The sequence below is a fragment of the Paenibacillus helianthi genome (genome assembly GCF_001909055.1).
GTDB lineage: Bacteria > Bacillota > Bacilli > Paenibacillales > Paenibacillaceae > Paenibacillus_AQ > Paenibacillus_AQ helianthi.
Window position 1 is genome coordinate 58,595 of the sequence record NZ_LVWI01000014.1, and the last position, 20,122, is coordinate 78,716.

Consider the following 20,122-nt stretch of genomic DNA (forward strand, 5'->3'; position numbering starts at 1 on the left):
GTGCCATGGAGAAAAAAAGATTCCGGTTTGCTCATTTTGTGAATGATATTCCGCTGAACTATAAATTTTTTCTGATTTACTTCGTGGGTGTCCTGCTTCCCATCATGATCATCAACCTGGTCTTCCTGGACCGGATCACCGATCTGATCCGCTCAAGAGAGCAGCAGAATCTGGAGATCTCGCTGGAGCGGGCACGGAAGGATATTCATGATTATATCGAGGGCGGGGTCGCGGTGGCCTACACACTGTCCACGGACAAGAATCTGTATGAAATGCTGGACCGGGAGTACAAGGATTCCATCGACTTTTACGGTGCCTATGACGAACAACTCCGGGACCGCTTGAACAGCTATATGCCGGTGAACAACCAGATTGACCGGATCAGTATATTTACGGACAACCGCTCGATCGTATCCGGGGGCAACTATCAGGCCATGAACAATCGGGTCTGGAACAGTGATTGGTATAAGCAGCTGCAGTCTTCGCATAATCAGGTTGTTGTAACCGCTTACCGTACGATTGTGGAAGGAAATGCATCCGCTTCCATTCCAGCTCTCAGTGTGGTCCAGACTATGAACAACTTCAGGAATTACAATACATACGAGAAGCTGGTACGGATCGATCTGGATCTTACTGAAATCTATGATGTGATTGCCCGCGAAAAAGATTATCTCAGTCTGTATCTGGTCAACGAGCAGAATCAGATTGTCATGTCGGCGGACAGCGGCTATCAGCGGATCACCGACGAGCCCTACCCGCTGTTCAAACAGCTGGATGATGGATCCAAGGAGGATGTTCATATCGCACCCTTAGGCACAGCCGTCTACCTGAAGGGCTGGCGGATTGTCGGGATCACCCAGGGGGAGCGGATTACGCAGGCGGTGCTGGATATGCGGCTGTATGCCGCCTTTCTGGCGACCACGATTACCCTGCTGACCAGCGGTTTTATCTATGTGATGCTGAGATCGTATAACTACAGGGTTAAGCGGCTCTCCAGACATATGCAGAAGGTGACGAACGAGAAGTTTGAGCTGATCCGCATTGACGAAGGCCGCGACGAGATTGGAGGACTAATCCATAATTTCAACCGGATGACCACCCGGATCAATTCGCTGATCAATGACGTGTACAAGCTGGAAATTCAGAAAAAAAATCTGGAGATGGAACGTGTCAGGGCCGAACTCAATTTCCTCCAGAGTCAGATGAATCCCCATTTTCTGTTCAATACGCTGAATGCGATCCTGGTCGTCTGCACCAAAAACAATTACTCCGATGTGACGGATATTGTGAAAAGCCTGTCTAAGCTGCTCCGGAGGCTGCTGAGCTGGAAGGAGGATCTCGTGTCGCTGGAGGAAGAAATGTCGTTCATTGAGATGTACTTGAAGATCGAAAAATTCAGGTTCAGAGATAAATTCGACTATGTGTTCGAAATCGATGAGCAGTCGAAAAGGTACAAAATCCCCAAGCTGAGTATGCAGCCGCTGGTAGAGAATTCCTGCAAGCACGGGCTGCAGACCATTGAGGGCCTGGGTATTATTACGGTGAAAACAGCTGTTGAGGACAACCGCCTGCAAATTACAGTGTCCGATAACGGCAAAGGCATCGAGGCCGGGCGGCTCAAGGAACTGATGGGTGCCATAAGGAACGAGGATTCTTCGGGAGCAAATGTCGGACTGCGCAATGTATACCGCAGACTGGAGCTGTATTATCAGGATCAGGTCCGATTCGAGATGATCAGTACGCCGAACCAGGGGACCGTTGTGACCTTTGGGATTCCGCTTCGGCTACTGGAAAGGTTGTACCCGTTTGAAGGTGAGGGAGACGTATGAACTATAAAGTGCTTTTGATTGATGACGAACCGAGCAGCCTTGAGGGGCTGATGTTGTGGATCGACTGGGAGGCGCTTGGCTTCGATGTTTGCGGAACCTGCAGCAATGGCCGGGAGGGAATAGAGCAGATGCGGCGGCTGCAGCCGGATCTGGTGATTACGGATGTGAACATGCCTGTAATGAACGGTCTGGAGATGGTTGCTGCCTGGCGCCGGGAAGAGCCGGAGAAGATCAGATTCGCGATATTAAGCGGCTACAGTGAGTTCGAGTATGCACAGACGGCCATCCGGTACGGCATCCATCATTATTTGCTAAAACCGGTTTTTCCAGAGGAGACCGCGGAAGAGCTGAAGGCAATCCATCAGGAACTGGAAAGGAACAACCGCCAGCTGCTGATGAATCAGATGGCTTCCTCCGAAACGGTGGCTGCGGGAATGAAGAGGGTGCTCCTAAATAAGCCGGGTGATCAGCAGTTGCAAGAGCCTCCGGCGGGACTGCCCGAGGGAATGGACTGGTGGAATGTACTGCTGCTTCAAACCGTGAAGGAGCTGTATGCAGAGCTGAGGGGGAGAGTGGCGGCTCTTATCGCTGAGCAGCAAACGATGTATTTAATTGACCTGGAAGCAAGCAGCTTCGCTGTTGTGTACGGCTATGGAAGCCGCTTCCCGGCAACAGCGGCGGACGTGCTCGCCCCGCTGCAGCAGGAATATGCCGGCAAGCCCCTGTTGATTTCACTCGGAGCCGCAGGCAAATCCCCACTGTACCTGGCAGACAGCTACCGGACGGCGAAGGAAGCGGGGCTGCATTACTTTTACCGGACGCCGCCCGTCGGCCTTATATCCTATCAGGAAATTAACAACTATCCGTTTAACTATCACTATGACCATATCCGGCTGATGGATGCCATTCTGGCTCCGGTCAATACGCTGGATCCCGAGGGATTCAGGCAAGCGGTTGATTCGGCGGCCCATAGTTTTCTTGAACAGCATGTGGCACCTGAAGTGGTAAGGAAGCTGGTCATCCATCTCATGTACCAGATGATCGGGCTGACTCCGGAAGGCTGTGAACTCCGCGGGCCGTTCTTGCCGGGAAGCTGTGACGCTGCTGAAATGCCGCATGCCATGCTTAACTTAACGGGGTTAATGAAGCTGTTGTCCACCTGCGGCGAAGCCTGTATTGAACTGCTTGTACAGGTGCAGCGCCAGGGCTCCCATGGAATTGTCCAGGAGATTAATCAGTATATCGGAGAGCATTACCGCGAAACGCTGACGATACAAAAGCTGGCAGAGATTTTTTATCTGCATCCGGTGTATCTTGGACAGCTGCTCCGCAAAAAGAACGGTATTCCTTTCAATGAGCAGCTGCATACGCTACGGATTGAAAAGGCGGCGGCCCTGCTCCGGCAGAGTTCGCTGAAGCTCTCGGAGATTGCCGATCAGGTAGGGTATACGAATTATGGGCAGTTCCTGAAACAGTTTGAGAAGAAAATGGGCAGCGGTCCCGGGCAGTACCGCAATACAAAGTCCTAAACTTTTTGGGGGGTACACCTTTAGTTCGGTCGTATTTTCCACCCTGCAACACCTCTATAATTTAGGAATGTAAGTGCTTACAAGGTGGATATACAAAACCAATATGGAGGTGCCTTATGGGGGGCAAGTCGAAAAATATGTTCAAGCTATCCCTGATTGTCCTGTTATCCCTGAGCTTCACACTGACAGGCTGCGGTGGCAACAACAGCAACAACGGCAAGGATGCGGCGAAGAATGGCGGGGCTGCTGCAACAGAAACGGCAGCTAGCACGGATGGCAAGGTTGAGCCGTTTGACATCAGTGTCTTCATCGGTGAAGCGGGCCAGCCGCCGACACCGGATAACAAAATTTTCAAAAAGATTAAGAATGAAACGGGAGCCAAATTTAATTTCGAATATTTGGCCGGGGATATCAACCAGAAGCTCGGCGTTATGATCGCAGGGCAGGATTACCCGGATATGATGACAGGGAATACGAAGCTTACAGCGGCAGGAGCTTATATTCCGCTGGAAGATCTCATCGAGAAATACGCTCCTAATTTGAAAGCGCATTACGCAGATTATTGGAACATGATGAAGGACCCGAATGACGGACATATCTACATTTTGCCTAACTATGGTGTATATAACGGTGAAGTGAAGAGCTCCTGGTATTCAGGACCGGCCTTCTGGATTCAAAAAGCCGTGCTCAAGGAATTCGGTTATCCAAAAGTTAAAACACTGGATGAATATGTGGACCTGATTGCCAAATACAAAGAAAAATATCCGAAGATTGACGGAAGCCCGACTGTTGGCTTCGAAATACTTAACTATGACTGGAAAAACTGGGGTCTGCTCAACGCGCCTCAGCATTTGATCGGCCATCCGAACGATGGCGGTGTTGTTGTAACTGATGGAGTAGCGGAGATTTTTGCAGACAAGGATTATGCCAAGAAATATTATCAAAAGCTGAACGAAATGAACCAGCAAGGACTGATCGACAAAGAAACCTTCGTTCAGAACTATGACCAGTATATGGCAAAGCTGTCCAGCGGAACGGTTCTCGGAATGTTCGACCAACACTGGAACTTTAGTGCGGCGGAAGATTCCTTAACCACACAAGGGAAGATCGAGCGGACCTATGTTGGGCTTCCTCTGGTTTATGACGCATCCACCAAAGACTACTACCGGGATCTTGCAGTGCTGAACCTGAACAACGGACTCGGAATCAGCATTAATGCCAAGGACCCTGTGAAGATTATCAAGCTGCTCGAAACGCTGATCAGCGAGGATTGGCAGAAGACCTTCTCCTGGGGGATTGAGGGTGAAGATTACATTGTCAAGGACGGCAGATTTATGAAAACCCAGGAACAACGGGACAACGCCGCTGATCCGACGTGGCAAATGGCTAATAAAGCTAAGACTCTCTTCGGCTATCTCCCTAAGCTTGAGGGCAGCTACAGTGATGGCAACTCCACGGATGCGTCAGCACAGCCTGAAGAATATGCAGCCAGTGTGAAGCCTTACGACAAGGAAGTGCTTGCTGCATACGGATTTAACAGTTACGTGGATTTCTTCAGTAAACCGCCAGCGAACCCAGTCTATTACCCGGCCTGGTCCATTGACCTCGTGGAAGGCTCGGATGCGAAAATTGCCAACACTAAGCTGAATGAATTGTCCACCAAATACCTGCCGAAAGCCATTTTAGCTGATCCGGGTAAATTCGATTCCATCTGGAGCGATTATGTAGGGGACATCAAGAAGGCCAATGTGAAGGCTTATGAAGACAAGATCAATGAGCAGATCAAATGGAGAATTGATACCTGGAGTAAATAAGCTGCGGCGTTAAGAGGTTAGAATCACCAGGAGGTGCAGAGCCGTCAAGAGGGCCACTGCACCTCCTGAAATAAATGATTGTGTGGGGAGATAAACCTATATGGATGAGACCTTAGGGAAAGAAACCGTCGCCTTGCATCCAAAGAAAAGAAAGAAGCAGCCCATTACGTGGTCGCTGATCAAAAATCAGAATCAGCTGATTTGGATGTCTGTTCCCTTATTGCTGTATATTGTGCTTTTTGCGTATGTCCCTGTGTGGGGCTGGACCATGGCTTTCCAGAATTACCGGCCGGGCCGTTCCTTCAGTGAGCAGGAATGGGTGGGCTTCAAGCAATTTAAATTTCTGTTTACAGACGATAATTTCCTCCGTGTGCTGCGCAATACACTGGCGATGGGAATGATCAATCTGGTTCTCGGGTTTGTCACTGCCATTGTCCTGGCCCTGCTGCTGAATGAAATCCGCAAGATGTTCTGGAAAAGAATAGTGCAAACCATCTCCTACCTGCCCCATTTCCTGTCCTGGATTATCGTAACAGGTATTGTGGCTACGTCGCTCTCCATCAATGACGGGATTGTCAACATTGTTCTGATGAAGCTGCATATCATCAAGGACCCGATTCTGTGGCTCAGTGAGGGGAAATACTTCTGGGGCATCGTCGGAGCTTCGCATGTGTGGAAAGAGGTTGGCTGGAATACCATCATTTATTTGGCCGCTATTGCCTCCATTGACCCTGCATTGTATGAAGCCGCTGAAATCGACGGCGCCAGCCGATACAAAAAAATGAGATTTGTAACTCTCCCGGGGATTAAAGCGACAATTGTTATTCTGCTGATCATGTCTGTAGGACATGTACTCGAAGCGGGCTTTGAAGTACAGTATTTGCTCGGCAACGGGCTTGTAATGGATTGGTCGGAAACGATCGATATTTTTGTACTCAAATATGGGCTTGCCCAGGGCAACTATTCACTGGCCACTGCTGGCGGGATCTTCAAGACGGTCGTTAGCGTCACTTTGCTGCTGATGGCAAACTGGACAGCGAAACGGCTCGGGGAAGAGAGGTTATTATAGCATGGCGAACCAGCAAATTAGCCGAGGCACTACGCCAGGCCTATCCGTGAAAAAAAGCTTGAGACCCAGCGGACTGGAACCGGTTCTCTTCCATAGTTTTAATACGGTGTTCATGATCTGTCTGGTGCTCGTTACTTTATATCCATTCATAAATACGATTGCCGTTTCGTTCAATGCGGGGAATGATACTATCCGCGGCGGTATCTATCTGTGGCCGAGAGTGTGGACCACGCAGAATTACAAGGCCATCTTTGCTTCCGGTACCATCTATGATGCATTCTGGATCTCGGTGGCGCGGACCGTCATTTCGACAATCTTAAATATTTTTCTGACCACCATGCTTGCGTATACGCTCAGCCGAAAAGATTATGTTTTCCGCAAGCCGATCACCATTATCTTTGTGCTTACGATGTATTTCAGCGCCGGTCTGATTCCCAATTATTTTTTGATTAAGGATCTGAACCTGCTGGGCAGCTTCTGGGTCTACATTTTCCCTACGATGATCAGCGCATTCAACATGATCGTCATCCGCACCTATATTGGTACGATCCCGGAAAGCCTGCTGGAATCGGCCCGGATCGACGGTGCAGGCGACTTCAAAATTTTCATGCGTGTGGTACTCCCCCTGTGCAAGCCGGTGCTGGCGACCATCGCGCTATTTGTGGCTGTTGGGGCTTGGAACTCATGGTTCGACGCTTTTATCTACACCTCGTCCAAGCAGAGTCTTAGCACACTGCAGTATGAGCTGATGAAGCTGCTGTCTTCCACGATGAACTCCAACAGCAACCCGAACGTTGCCGCAGGTGTGGGGATGGACCGGGATTCCGCCAAAGCAATGGTAACCCCGCTATCCATCCGGGCAGCCATAACCATAGTGGCCTCCGTACCGATCCTGGTCGTATATCCGTTCATGCAGAAGTATTTTGTAGTGGGCCTGAACGTCGGCAGTGTAAAAGAATAAATTCGCCGCAAGTACAGCCGCCGAAAGACTTATGGAGCCTGCACTACAATCCTTATGCTTACACTACAGACATCGCTGATTTCGATCAGCGGTGTTTTTGTCATGGGTAGCTGGTATATCATTTTCAGATAATTGATGACACAGCGAAGAAAATACCTTATTATTTAAAGAGATTTTTAATAAAACAGTTTTTAAATAATGGTAATACACTTATTGGGAACAAGGGCTTTAGTCCAGGCGGCCTGAAAGGAGGGCTTCGTATTCTATCACTGAATGGAGTAAGCAAAGGCTTTGATCTGAAGGAAGGACGGTACCTTGCGGTGGATAAAGTCTCGCTCGAAGTTCGGGCTGGGGCCATCCATGGCGTCATCGGAGCCAGCGGGGCAGGGAAATCAACGCTGCTGCGGCTTATTAATCTGCTGGAGCGCCCGGATGAAGGTACCGTGTCCATAGACGGCAGACTGCTGACAGAACTGCCGGAGAAGCTGCTGCGTCAGGAGCGGCAGAAGACCGGCATGATCTTCCAGCAATTTAATCTGGTGGGCAATGCCTCCGTCAGCCGGAATGTCGCCATTCCGCTGGAGCTGGCCGGAGTGCCGCGGAGCGGACGGATAGAGCGGGTGCGGGAATGCCTGAAGTTCGTGGGGCTTGCGGACAAAGCAGAGCAGTACCCTGCCCAGCTTAGCGGAGGGCAGCGGCAGCGGGTGGCCATCGCCCGTGCGCTTGCGAACAGCCCGAAGCTGCTGCTGTGCGATGAGCCAACCTCCGCGCTGGACCCCGGGACCACAGCAGATATTCTGGGCGTGCTCCAGCATATTAATGACGTGCTGGGGGTAACTGTAATCATCGTTACGCATGAGCTGGATGTCGTCCGGAGGATCTGCACTGATGTTTCCGTGATGGAAGGCGGACGCATCGTCGATTCCTTTTCCCGGGAAGACGGCGGGTTCCTTGCACCGGAAGATCACATGGGCAGCTACCGTGAACGGATTACGGGCAAAGCGGGGGAAGCACATGTTTGAGGATATGCTGAAATACCAGGATCAGATGTGGTTGTCCATCGGGGAAACGTTTGTGATGGTGGGGATTTCGGTAGGCGCGGCAGTGCTGCTGGGGCTTCCACTTGGGACTGTTTTATACTTTTGCCGCAAGGGCCAGCTCTATGAGAACAAGACGTTGTCGCTAGTCCTGAACAGCATCGTCAACGTGGTCCGTTCCTTTCCGTTCCTGCTGCTGGTGGTTGCTCTGATTCCCTTCACCCGCTTTCTGGTGGGTACAGCCATCGGTACCATGGCAGCAACCGTGCCATTGTCCATTGTCGCTATCGCCTATTATTCGCGGCTGGTCGAGCAGTCTTTGCTGGAGGTTCCCAAGGGGACAATTGATGCTGCGTTGTCCATGGGAGCATCGAAGCCGGGCCTGATCTTCAAGTTCCTGTATGTGGAAGCCCGTTCGGGTCTGGTGCTGGGACTGACGGCTTCGACGATCAGCTTCATTTCATTCTCAACCGTGATGGGGGTGGTCGGCGGGGGAGGGGTTGGCGATTTCGCCATCCGCTACGGGTATCAGCGTTTTGAGACGGAGGTTATGGTCTATGCGATTCTCGTGATGATCCTCCTGGTGCAAATCATCCAGTTTGCAGGAAGCACGCTGGCAAGGCTGCTGGATAAACGCTGAGAGACCGTGGAGTTTCAGGAGCAAGATGATATCAAACTATAAAAATGGGGGTTCACTGCACCAATGAAAAAAACGTTGAAATATACATTTATTCTGCTCGTATTGGTCATGATTGCCGCAGGCTGCGGAAACAACAAGGAGGCCGAAGATACTCCGGCAGCAACCAGTTCCGAGCCTGTCAAAATTAAAGTAGCCTCGCTCATCCCGCCGATGACCGATATTCTTGACATCGTGAAACCGCTGCTCAAGGAAGACGGTGTGGATATGGAGATCGTCATCCTGTCTGACAATGTCCAGCCGAATGAGGCATTGGCGAATAAGGAAGTGGACGCGAACTTCTTCCAGCATGTGCCTTATATGGAGCAGTTCAATGCGAGCAAAGGCTCCAAGCTGGTAGCGGTTCAACCGGTATATGATGCGATCTACGGCGGTTACTCCAAGCGTTACAAGGCTATTGCTGATCTGCCGGAAGGTGCAACACTGGTTATGGCGAATGATCCATCCAATATCGGGCGTTCGCTGCAAATGTTCGCCAAAGCCGGAATGATTAAGCTGAAGGAAGGCGTGGGCATTCAAGCGACCCAGGCTGATATCACAGAGAACGCCAAAAACTTCAAGTTCAAGGAAGTTGACCTGCTGATGCTGGCCCGCACGCTGGATGATGCCGATCTGGTGGCTATGACTCCTGCTTATGCAAGTCCGCTTGGACTGACACCGAAGAAGGATGCGCTGATCACCGAAGGTAAGGATTCCGAATTCACCATTACACTGGTGGCACGTGAGGACAACAAGAACTCCGACGCTATTCAAAAGCTGGCGAAACGCATCAGCGGCCCGGAAGTGAAAAAGTTCCTTGAGGACAAATACGCAGATATTGCTCTGCCTGCGTTTTAAAGCAGTTAGCTGCGGCTTGCTCGTCGTATCTGTCTGCTTGTGATAATTGCATAGTATCCAATAAGCAAAGCAGCGCTCTCCATGGATGGGAGAACGCTGCTTTTGTTATAGCGGTAACGCTGCTTTTGTTATAGCGCTTTGACAGTGCAACAGGCTGTTCTAGGACATGAAAGTCCATGTCTGGATAAGTAAGCCTAGATCAATAAAGATGTCAGCCCAATACTTTACCGGACATAGCAACCTCATACTGCGCCGATTCGATCCAGCTGCCCGTGGTGAAATCCCGTCCCTTTACAAGTACTTTGTCGGGGTAGACTTCCACATAGAAACCTTGACTGCCGTTCTTGTGCTCATCTGCATTTGTCCAGAGGTAGGCCACAGAAGCGCTATTGAACATGGTAGCCTTCTCCCCGTTGCCGGGATACATTGTATTGTCTACTTCCAGTTCCCAGTGGGTATGTCCTGTAAAGAGCAGGGTCTGCGGATATTTGGACAGGATGGAGCGCAGCTCCTTGTCCTGTGTGACGCCATACCATTCCTGAGACTCCAATGATCCGGCTACAGTATCCTTGAGCGGCTGATGCAGGAAGAGAAAAACAGGCTGATCCAGCTTCGGGCAGCCGCTCACCGGCTGTTCCTTCAACAACTCTCCAGCTGGCGGCTGCCCGCTTGATGGTTGTCCAACCATTTGCCAGTTGTCCTTTGACGATCCCCCCGTCAGTTTTTCCCCGAGCTTCTGGTCCAGCCAGCGGAGCTGCTCGTCCGACAGATTGCAGAACGTTGGGAGGCCTTCCTCCGTCCCCATGAAAATAAAATGATAACCGCCGATCCAGTGGTCGTGGTAGGGGCCGGGCATTCCCATACGGGAGGTGTACATCGCCAGGCGCGATTCCCAGTGGCCGAGGCCGACGTCATGGTTCCCTAATGTGTAGCGGATCTCCGGGAGTGCTGCCTGGTGCAGCTTCAGGATACGGTGCACTTCATCGTACTCTTCCCGGAAGCCGTGATCTGTAATGTCCCCGATATGCATGATCCCGCTGCTGCCCTGAGCATGGTCCGCCAGATCTTGCAGCGCCCGCCCGAAATTCTGATTGTACTCATGGGAGGGATCGGCAGTAACATGGGTATCCGTGATGATCTGAAAAGTAAGCAGTGGCTGTTGTCCGCCCGGCAGGTTTGTACTCATTTACAAGAGCGCCTCCTTGGATGATGTATGGCTGCAAGCTGATTCTGATGCTTAAGAGAATGGCATACCTTCAATTCTATCGCGGCTGGCCTCCCTAGTGCCCTTTAGTGCTGATGTTCAAGCCCACAATTCCGGCTACAATAACGGTCACCCACAAGAGGGAGGACAGGGTCAGCCGCTCTTCAAAATACACCGCCCCCACCACGGAAATCAGGATAATTCCTGCACCCGACCACACCGCATAAGCTACTCCGACCTTAATGGAGGTGAGCGCCACATTGAGTGAGGTGAAGCTGATCCCGTAGAACAGGAACATCAGCACAGAGGGCCAGGGCCGGGTGAAGCCTTGGGATATCTTCATGGAGATGGTTCCGGAGAGCTCGAACAGAATCGCCATCGTGAGAAAAAACCAAGCCCACACCCCTTCGGCCCTCACCTTGCGTTCCTTCTAATACTGAGTTCTGTATAGGACTGCACAAGGATATCGGCATCCGGCAAAATAACGCCCACGTCTGCATCGCTATCCACGCCTGCTGCGTCCGCCTCGCCGGTAATCCCGATGGCTACGGCCGCGCCTGCTGCCTTGGACATTCTCATATCCCCGTTCGTATCGCCGATGACCGCGGCCGCGGCAGGCTGAACCCCAAGCCGTGTGCAGGCGAGCAGCACCATATCAGGGAACGGCTTGCCACGTTCTGCCTGATCGGTGCCGATCACAACGGAGAAATAATCGCGGATACCGAGCCAGCGGAGGTGGTTCTCCGCCGCTGCTGTTTCATCGGCGGTCACTACGGCCAGGAGAATGCCGCTGGCTGCGCAGTCATCAAGGAAGCGCAGCAGGCCGGGGAGAGGGAGCACCGGGCGGCTGCGCTCCAGCATGGCATCTGCTTCCCTGCGGCAGTGATCCACAAGTTCCATGGATTCAGCCCAGGACAAGCCAAGCAGATAGCCCTGCCAGCACAGAATGGCATACAGGTCGCTCATCGTTCCCATAGCCAGGGGGCCATTGCGGTCATAATCAGTAATTCTGCCTTCTGCATCGTGAATCGTCCCCAGCAGGGACGGCCGGTGCTGTGCCGGGAATTCAAGACCACGTTGTTGCAACTGACGGGTGAACTGTCCCAGGAAACATTCGCTCCAGCTTCCCCAGAGGGAGACAAACTGCAGAAGGGTGCCATCCTTGTCGAACAGGATCGCCGATATGGATTGATTCCCTTGCGGAGTAATGAGCTCAGGCATGCTGCCGCCCCCTTAGAGTAAATAATTCATGTTTTTGAATACGATAGTTGCCGCTTATTTTACTTTATCCAGTGCCGCCTGGGCGGTTTGCTGTGCCTCTTTCAGAGCCTCTGCCGCCGGAATATTCTCAATCTGCACCTTGTCCGCAGCGATGGTCAGCGCATCGTTGATTTTGCCGCCGGTAGGGTCCTGGAAGGGGGCAGAGGCGTGCGAGGCCTGCATCAATGGAATTTTGATCTGCGGATGGGTCTTACTGAACGAGATGAATGCCGGATCTTTGAGCGCAGACTGGCGGACGGAAATATATCCGGTGTTAATCGACCAGAAGGCAGTATTCTCGGAGTTCGTGAAGTAGCTCAGCCATTTCATCGCTGCTTGTCTCTCGGCATCTCCGGCCTTGGCGGGAATACCGACCATAATCGCCTGTGCCACCGGCTTGCCTTCGCCAGCCCCGGCCCAGCCCGGCTGCTCCATGGCTGAGACGATGCTGAAATCGAGATCGCCCTGGTCGCCGCTGGAGCCGATGTATCCGGCTGCTTGGCCCTTCATTACATCGTCAATGGTCTTGTACCAGTACTCCCAGCCTTGGCCGCCAGAGTGAATGCGCATGGTCTTGTCCTCATGAATCCATTTGCGGAACAGGTCCCAGGTTTCGATCCACTCAGGCGAGTCGATGGTTACCTTTGTGCCGTCTTCACTAAGAATGCTCCCGCCTTTGCTGAGTACGGCATCGATCATATTGCCCGAGCCCCACATGGGCTCCCAGCCGAAGAAGGTGGTTTTGCCGCCTTCTTTGACAGCCATTTTCTCAGCGGCTGCGGCCAGATCCTCCCAGGTTTTCAGCTGGCTGGCGTCGATGCCGCTTTTCTCGAAGGCATCCTTGCGGTAGTACATAACCTGGGTCGTTCCATACATGGGGAGGAAGTATTGCTTACCGTCAACCTGGCCCTGGTTCAGGAAGGTCTGGACAAAATCCTCTTTATGAAAATCCGGCTGCCGGGCGATCAGCTCATCCATCGGTGCGAAATAACCTTTGCGGGCCCAATCTATATTGGAGGAGAGCACAGCCGCAGGGACCTGACCGGTGGCAATAGCCGCCTGGAGCTTCCGCTCGGTTTCAGTGTAGTCTGCCTGCACAATACCTTTGACAATGACCTCCTGCTGCGAGGCGTTGAATTTCTGAATGAGCGATTCCATATTTTCACCGAGCTTGCCGCCCAGTCCATACCAGAATTCAATGGTTACCGGTTTGCTTTGGGCTGGAGGGGCTTCTACGGCAGGGGCTGCGGATGCTCCGCTTGCCTCCGTAACCTTATCTGAAGCAGTATTTCCGCTGCAAGCCGTGAGTAATGAGAAACCGGCAATCATGGATACCCAAGGCAACCTTTTTAATACGTTCATCATCATTCTCCTCTTTGTTTGGAAATGTAAGATTTCAGCCTTTACTTGCGCCTGCGGTCATATTGACACTTTGCATAATCGTTTTTTGCGCCAGCAGGAAGACAAGCAGCAGCGGGGCGATGGTGAAGGCGCTGGCGGCCATGATTAGCGGCCATTGTAATCCGTATGCACCCCCTTCCACGAAAAAGCTGCGCAGGCCGGCCGAGACCAGCTGGAGGTCAGGGTCTTTGGTAATCAGCATTGGCCAGAAATAATTGTTGTATTGTTCAATGAAGGTAATCAGTGCCAGCACGGCAAAGGAAGATCTCGTAACCGGTACAAGCACCGTCCACAGAATCCGCATATGCGAGGCGCCATCCACTTCACCAGCCTCCACCAGCTCATGGGATACTTGAAGGAAAGCCTGTCTAATCAGAAAGATCGAGAAGATACTTACACAATTGGAAAGAATCAGACCGGCATACGAATTCAGCAGATGCAGCTCGGACAGCACCAGGTAGCCGGGCAGGTACACTGCTGTAGCCGGCACCATATATCCAAACAGAATTATGCCGGCAAAAAGCCCCTTTAGGCGGAATTTCATATGCGTCAGCGCATAAGCCATCATACCGGAATTGATGATCTGCAGAATGACGATGGAAGTGGCGACAACAATGCTGTTGCCCATGTACCTTGCGAACGGCGCTTCATTCCATGCTGCGGCAAAATTGCCCCAGAGCGGCACTTCGGGCCAGAGCGTAGGCGGAGTGCGCCAGATTTCATCATTTGTTTTCAGCGCGCTGGTAGCCATCCAGTAGAACGGGAAAGCCATCAGCAAGGCAAGCGCGGCAAAAAAAAGATGGCGGGCCGGTCCGCCCAGCCGTGTGAGCATACGCAAGCGTTGTGACCTCCTTTTCGGGTACATTTGGATTATTGATAGTGCGTAGTCCGCTTACTGACGCCAAAAGAAAATACGGATAGCAGCATGCAGATGACGATAAGAACGACAGCTACAGAGGAAGCCTCACCGATTTGGAAGGATTCGAAGGCGGACTGATAATACAGATACAGCAGCGTACGGGTGGAGCCGGAAGGGCCGCCCTGGGTCAGGACGTTGATCTGATCGTAGGCCTGAAGCGCCTGGATCAGCTGCACCACGAACAGAAACAGGGTAGTTGGGGAGATCAGCGGCAGCGTGATGCGAAAGAACTTTTGCGCCGCGCTTGCGCCATCAAGCTCCCCGGCTTCAAGCAGGTCTGAAGGCACATTTCTTAGCGCCACCAGATAGAAAATCATCGCCCAGCCTACCGATTTCCAGATGGTTACAAGCAGCACACCAATTAGCGCCCATTTGGGGTCCTGCAGCCAGCCTATTTGTTCTAGTCCAAGGAAATCCAGCACCGTATTGGCAAGTCCGACCTCAGGCTCATAGATCCACGACCACACAATAGATACGGCAACGGTCGGCGTGACCCATGGGGAGAACAGCAGTACCTGATAGAGCGAGGAGCCCTTCAGCTTGCGGTTCATCAGCAGCGCAAGACCAAGCCCCAGCAGGATGATCGGCAACACACTGCCAGCACAGAACAGCACGGTAACTCTCAGCGCTTTGTAAAAGGCCGGGTTGCTAAAGAGATCGAGGTAATTTTGCAGTCCGACAAAGGTTTTCTCCGGGCTCATAAAGTCCCATTCCGTGAAGCTGAGATACAGCACATACAGCAGCGGCGCCAGCCAGAATAGAACGAAGGGTACCATCGCCGGCAGCGTGAACAGTACGGGCTTCAAACCATTAACAACCTTTGAGCGTGTCATTGTTGTTCCAATACCCCATTCCATCACTTATGTTTTGCGGTATAATGCAGAGGAAAGCTCCTCTGTTCAAAAAAAATTGTACACTCAGAAGCGAAGCTTGTGGTCAAGCGGAAGTAAAGTTCGTTCGGAAATTGTGTAAAATTTGCAGAAAGGCTGCCGTGAAGCTTCAGTTTTGTGTAATGTAGAGAGAACAATTCTAATAAGAGTGAAGGTGCAGCGAGATGAAACAGGCCGCATTTGGCGAGGATAACCCGCATTTATCCCCACGGGAGCAATTGTTGCGCGGGGTGATTGATGCGATAGCACAAACGATGGATTTGTATGGAGCAAATTATTCTTTCGGGCAGCTCTACGGGATTATGTTCTTTGAGGACAAGCCGATGACGCTGGAGGAAATGAAGCAGGTCATGAATATGAGCAAAAGCAATATGAGCTACGGCGTCCGCTCCCTGATCGCTTCACGGATGGTGACTAAGCTGGACGAGAAACGCGAGCGGAAGGATCTTTACGCCGCTGAGACAGATTTCTTTCAGGCGTTCAAAAACTTTTTCACCCTGAAGCTTCAGCGGGAGATCGATGTGATGCAGCAGGCGATGGGTTCAGCGATGCCTGAGCTCCAGGCGCTGATTGACGCAGCAGACACTCCCGAAGAAGAGCGGGAAGCTTGCCTGCGGGATCTGGACAAGCTACGGCATGCAGTAGAGTATTACGCCTGGCTGCAGCGGTTTGTGTCCGGGCTGGAGGAAGGTGAACTCTTTGGCGGGGCCGGACTGCCCGGCAGGGAGTAGGGGCTGAGGCGGTTCCATTGGATGGACTGGATATCTAAATTCTGAAGCTGCTGGAAGAGAACGGAAGACTGCCCCACGAAGAGGTTGGCAAGCTGCTGCATATCCCGTGGCCCTAGGTGCGTCAACGAGCCGGCAAGCTGGATCGAAAATCTACTATATATGAAGATGGGTTTCATATATATGAAGAGAGGATGGTGGAGTGTGCAGCAGAAACCTGGTGTGAATTCGGGGTATATGATCGGCGTTGCGTTGTGGTCTGTGTGGAAAGTCGGTGACACATTCATGATTCAAATATCTGTGACCATGTAAGCAATCGGCTACACGGCCTATATCTGGTTGCTAAAAAACGCGTCCCTGGCTTCGACCTACGCCTTTGTCAACCCGGTAGTCGCTGTCATCTTGGGCTGGGCTATGGGGGGTGAACAACTTACCGTGAACACGTTGGCTGCTGCCGTTATCATTATCGCGGCCGTAGTTTTGGTGACCCTATTCCGCGGCAGGCCGCAAAAGACAGGAACTCAAGCAGCGCTTGATATACAAAATCAGCAGCAGTCGATACACTGAGGACATCACAGCCGAAGGGGTGGTAGCATGTTCGATATGCTAAAGACAGGCAGGAATATCGTTAGATTAAGAGGAGCCGCAGGACTTACGCAAATGGGGCTCGCGGATAAGCTGGGGATTAGCTATCAGGCGGTCAGCAATTGGGAGAGAGGCGCAAGCATGCCTGATATCTCCAAGCTCCCGGAGCTGGCGGAAATCTTCAATGTCGGCATCGACGAGATTCTGGGTGAAGGGAAGGGAACCCGGTTCATCGGGAGTGTGCTGGACAACACAACGGAGGATTATTTCCAGCAGAATGCCGTATCCGCCGTAGAGCTTTCGGAGATTGCGCCGTTACTTCAATCAGAGCAGATCGGTGAGGCTTTTGAGCATGTAAAAGAGAGTGCGGCTGTCAGCGATCTCCTCGCACTCGCTCCTTTTCTCAGTGAGGAATTACTAGATGAATGTGCGAAGCAGGCTTTTGAAAAAGAAGGCGCAGGAGCGCTGCCGCCGCTCGCTCCGTTTATCAGCGAGGAGATGCTGGATGAACTCGCCAAGGAGATTCTGGCTAAAGAGGGATCAAAAGCGCTGCCGCCACTCGCTCCGTTTATCAGCGAGGAGACGCTGGATGAACTCGCCAAGGAGATTCTGGCTAAAGAGGGATCAAAAGCGCTGCCGCCGCTCGCTCCGTTTATCAGCGAGGAGATGCTGGATGAACTCGCCAAGGAGGTCCTCGCCAAAGAAGGCGCAAAAGCGCTGCCGCCCTTGGCTCCATTTATCAGCGAGGGGATACTCAGCGAATGGAGTGCCCGAGCGTTCGCCAAATGACCGATGTCCGCTGCAGTGCAGGGGGTGCCCGATATCGCCTCCGCATCGTCTAACAGCCCCAACCCAAAACCGGCTATGCTGTCCCGATAAGGACGGCATAGCCGGTTTTGGGTTTCACCAATAATATACTTTTCTGTACCTGTTATTCTTCCACAGCCACAAAGTGGAACAGCTTGCTCTGGAAGTCGCCGTGCAGCTCCGGCAGGAGCAGTCCGGCATACATCAGCCGGTCGCCGCCATATACGTCGCCGGTTTCCTTCAACATATAGTCCTTCTCCGGGTCCAGCCCCTGAAGGCGTAGGCGCGGGCGGTTCGTATTCGGACTGGCCAGTACGCGGAAGTAGCCTGCCAGTGCTTCGGTCCGGCCTTCATTTACGAACATCCAGGCCGTTTCATTACCTTCAAACGGCGATAGGAGCCGGTACATGTCGCCTTGCTGGACAAGGGAACGGATTTCCTTGTAAAAGGCGACCTGGGCAGCCGCTTCCGCCTGTTCCTCTGGCGTGAATTGGGTCAGATCCAGCTCATAACCGAAGTTACCGGACATCGCCACGTCGCCGCGCATCGCAAGCGAGGTGTTGCGGTGCACCTGATGGTTCGGAACTGCCGAGATATGGGAGCCCATGCTGCTGGCCGGATAGACGATGCTGGTACCGTACTGGATTTTGAGGCGTTCCACGGCATCGGTGTCATCGCTGGTCCAGGTCTGCGGCATGTAATGAAAAATGCCGGGATCAAATCTGCCGCCGCCGCCGGAGCAGCTCTCGAACAATACATGCGGGAATTTGGAGGTGATTTCCTCCATTACCCGGTACAGCCCCAGCATATAGCGGTGAGCCGTTTCTCCCTGGCGCTCAGGCGGCAGGGCAGCGGAGCCGATCTCAGTCATATGCCGGTTCATATCCCATTTGACATAGGTGATTGGGGCTGATGCCAGCACAGTGCTGACCGATTCGATGATATAATCGCATACCTCCTGGCGCGACAGATCCAGAATCAGCTGATTTCGGGCCTGACTGCGTCTGCGGTCTTGTACATGCAGGCACCAGTCCGGGTGAGCACGGTACAGATCGCTGTCCGGCGATACCATCTCCGGCTCGAACCAGAGGCCGAACTGCATCCCGAGCCGCCGGACCCGTTCCACCAGATCGGGCAGACCCTGCGGCAGCTTGCGGGTATCCACGAACCAGTCGCCCAGTGATGTAGTGTCGTCGTCGCGGCGGCCGAACCAGCCGTCATCCAGCACGAACAGCTCGATGCCCAGCGCTTTGCCGGCACGGGCGATATCTTCGATTTTGTCAGCATCGAAGTCAAAATAAGTAGCTTCCCAGTTGTTAATCAGCACTGGACGGGGCTCGTCGCGGTACAGTCCCCGCGCCAGGCGGGTCCGGTACAGCCGATGGTAGGTCCGGGACATGCCGCCGATGCCCTGGTCGGAATAGACGAGCACCGCTTCGGGCGTCTGGAAGCTCTCGCCGGGCGCAAGCAGCCAGCGGAATCCAAACGGGTTGATGCCCATCGTTACGCGTGTAGTTCCATATTGGTCCACATCGGCATTCGCGCTGAAGCTGCCGCTGTAGACCAGGCTGAAACCGTAAGCCTCTCCGCTGTCCTCCACAGTCTGCGGGGACAGCAGGGCCAGGAACGGATTCTGCTGATGGCTGCTGGCGCCGCGTTTGCTGTCAATGCCCTGCCGTCCATTGTGCAGAGGGGCGCGAACGAGATGGCGTTCGCGGGCCCAGGACCCGGACAGCTGGATCAGCTCATAATTGTCATGCGGGAAATCGAGCGCTACCGATAAGGCGCGGTTCAGCTTCAGCGGTCCGCTGCCGGTATTTGTGAGCTGTGCAGAGCGGATGATGGAATCGAAGCCCTTCAGTATGCTATAGGACAGCACGGCACGCACGCCTGCTGCGGTATCCTCCAGTACAAGCTGCAGCGTTTCCGCTTCATCGCCGCTTTCCGCATATACGGCTGGCAACCCCTCCAGTGCAGGTTTACCCTTGAGAATGCTATGGGATACATAGGTGAGTTCCGTTACAGTCGAGCCGTTCAGCAGCTCAGTCTCATAGGCAGGCTCCCGGAAGTCCCCTGAGCCATACCCGGGATATTCCTGGGGGAGCGTGTCCAGGGAGAAAGCTGGCTCCTTGGGATCAACCGTACTGCTGAAGCCCATGGCTCCGGGACCGTACAAATCGGATAGGGCAGCGCCACGGATTTTTCGGCCCCAGTGCAGATGCACGGGATAGGCGCCGCGGACAAGGCCGAATACATAGCTGGTATTTGCAGTTTGCAGATGAAAGACTTGATGCTCGGCATCGTAAATGATGGACAAGGTAACAACCTCCTGGGATGTCTGCAGATTTAGAGTGGCGGATGCAGGGACGCATGATATACGCATCAGAATATAGATCATAATGTAAGCATGCCCACTGTCCGTCATAAGCCGCCATTACTGCACGCGGACAGTGGAGAGTCAGCCTCAGTATAAGTCGGTTCAGCACCTAAATCTATGGAGAAAAGCAGAGTCCATATGGACGAATGTCGTTTGTTTATAAAAGAACACTACCTCT

Annotated in this window: 18 protein-coding genes; 11 read left to right on the forward strand and 7 right to left on the reverse strand. The window is 52.7% G+C overall.

Annotated elements, in window-relative coordinates; genetic code table 11:
* The first annotated feature begins 5 nt into the window (after positions 1-5).
* The 8 genes from A3844_RS06340 to A3844_RS06375 all read left to right on the forward strand — a co-directional run bounded on the left by A3844_RS06340 (position 6) and on the right by A3844_RS06375 (position 9,773).
* Positions 6-1,829 (forward strand): sensor histidine kinase, encoded by a 1,824-nt coding sequence (locus A3844_RS06340; RefSeq protein WP_074106944.1) that lies wholly within the window; start codon positions 6-8, stop codon positions 1,827-1,829.
* Complete coding sequence (locus A3844_RS06345; protein WP_074106945.1) at positions 1,826-3,358, forward strand: response regulator transcription factor; 1,533 nt, start codon at positions 1,826-1,828, stop codon at positions 3,356-3,358. Before A3844_RS06340 ends, A3844_RS06345 begins: the two co-directional genes overlap by 4 nt.
* Positions 3,359-3,474: 116 nt before the next feature.
* Entirely contained in the window at positions 3,475-5,172 is a 1,698-nt protein-coding gene (locus tag A3844_RS06350; RefSeq protein WP_074106946.1) for a type 2 periplasmic-binding domain-containing protein, read from the forward strand.
* A 100-nt stretch (positions 5,173-5,272) separates the two neighbouring features.
* Positions 5,273-6,241 carry an ABC transporter permease gene (locus A3844_RS06355; protein ID WP_074106947.1) on the forward strand — a complete coding sequence of 323 codons (969 nt, stop codon included), beginning with the start codon at positions 5,273-5,275 and terminating at the stop codon, positions 6,239-6,241.
* A 1-nt stretch (position 6,242) separates the two neighbouring features.
* Entirely contained in the window at positions 6,243-7,202 is a 960-nt protein-coding gene (locus A3844_RS06360; RefSeq protein WP_083606726.1) for a carbohydrate ABC transporter permease, read from the forward strand.
* Between the two features lie 260 nt (positions 7,203-7,462).
* On the forward strand, positions 7,463-8,224 hold the full coding sequence (locus A3844_RS06365; protein WP_083606727.1) for a methionine ABC transporter ATP-binding protein: 762 nt from the start codon (positions 7,463-7,465) through the stop codon (positions 8,222-8,224).
* Positions 8,217-8,879, forward strand: coding sequence for a methionine ABC transporter permease (locus tag A3844_RS06370; RefSeq protein ID WP_074083737.1), 663 nt, complete (start codon positions 8,217-8,219; stop codon positions 8,877-8,879). The genes A3844_RS06365 and A3844_RS06370 overlap by 8 nt, the downstream gene beginning before the upstream one ends.
* Positions 8,880-8,942: 63 nt before the next feature.
* Positions 8,943-9,773 (forward strand): MetQ/NlpA family ABC transporter substrate-binding protein, encoded by an 831-nt coding sequence (locus A3844_RS06375; protein ID WP_074106949.1) that lies wholly within the window; start codon positions 8,943-8,945, stop codon positions 9,771-9,773.
* Between the two features lie 211 nt (positions 9,774-9,984).
* On the opposite strand, the gene A3844_RS06380 is transcribed toward A3844_RS06375, so the two are convergent.
* The 6 genes from A3844_RS06380 to A3844_RS06405 all read right to left on the reverse strand — a co-directional run bounded on the left by A3844_RS06380 (position 9,985) and on the right by A3844_RS06405 (position 15,390).
* Complete coding sequence (locus tag A3844_RS06380; RefSeq protein ID WP_074106950.1) at positions 9,985-10,959, reverse strand: metallophosphoesterase family protein; 975 nt, start codon at positions 10,957-10,959, stop codon at positions 9,985-9,987.
* Positions 10,960-11,053: 94 nt separating this feature from the next.
* Complete coding sequence (locus tag A3844_RS06385; protein WP_074083740.1) at positions 11,054-11,395, reverse strand: DMT family transporter; 342 nt, start codon at positions 11,393-11,395, stop codon at positions 11,054-11,056.
* Positions 11,392-12,198 carry an HAD family hydrolase gene (locus A3844_RS06390; RefSeq protein WP_074106951.1) on the reverse strand — a complete coding sequence of 269 codons (807 nt, stop codon included), beginning with the start codon at positions 12,196-12,198 and terminating at the stop codon, positions 11,392-11,394. Before A3844_RS06390 ends, A3844_RS06385 begins: the two co-directional genes overlap by 4 nt.
* Before the next feature lie 54 nt (positions 12,199-12,252).
* Positions 12,253-13,599, reverse strand: a complete 1,347-nt coding sequence (locus A3844_RS06395; protein WP_074106952.1) for an ABC transporter substrate-binding protein — start codon at positions 13,597-13,599, stop codon at positions 12,253-12,255.
* A gap of 34 nt (positions 13,600-13,633) precedes the next feature.
* A complete protein-coding gene (locus A3844_RS06400) occupies positions 13,634-14,470 on the reverse strand; it encodes a carbohydrate ABC transporter permease (protein WP_074083861.1) in 837 nt (278 codons plus the stop codon).
* Positions 14,471-14,508: 38 nt separating this feature from the next.
* Positions 14,509-15,390 carry a carbohydrate ABC transporter permease gene (locus A3844_RS06405; protein ID WP_074083862.1) on the reverse strand — a complete coding sequence of 294 codons (882 nt, stop codon included), beginning with the start codon at positions 15,388-15,390 and terminating at the stop codon, positions 14,509-14,511.
* A 221-nt stretch (positions 15,391-15,611) separates the two neighbouring features.
* On the opposite strand from A3844_RS06405, the gene A3844_RS06410 reads away from it, so the two are divergent.
* The 3 genes from A3844_RS06410 to A3844_RS06420 all read left to right on the forward strand — a co-directional run bounded on the left by A3844_RS06410 (position 15,612) and on the right by A3844_RS06420 (position 17,549).
* The gene (locus tag A3844_RS06410; RefSeq protein ID WP_074083743.1) at positions 15,612-16,178 is read left to right on the forward strand and encodes a GbsR/MarR family transcriptional regulator; all 567 of its coding nucleotides are present in this window, start codon (positions 15,612-15,614) and stop codon (positions 16,176-16,178) included.
* Positions 16,179-16,514: 336 nt separating this feature from the next.
* Complete coding sequence (locus tag A3844_RS06415; protein WP_244169709.1) at positions 16,515-16,742, forward strand: EamA family transporter; 228 nt, start codon at positions 16,515-16,517, stop codon at positions 16,740-16,742.
* Between the two features lie 27 nt (positions 16,743-16,769).
* Entirely contained in the window at positions 16,770-17,549 is a 780-nt protein-coding gene (locus A3844_RS06420; RefSeq protein ID WP_074083744.1) for a helix-turn-helix domain-containing protein, read from the forward strand.
* A gap of 142 nt (positions 17,550-17,691) precedes the next feature.
* On the opposite strand, the gene A3844_RS06425 is transcribed toward A3844_RS06420, so the two are convergent.
* Positions 17,692-19,884, reverse strand: a complete 2,193-nt coding sequence (locus tag A3844_RS06425; protein WP_074106953.1) for an alpha-galactosidase — start codon at positions 19,882-19,884, stop codon at positions 17,692-17,694.
* Positions 19,885-20,122: the final 238 nt, after the last annotated feature.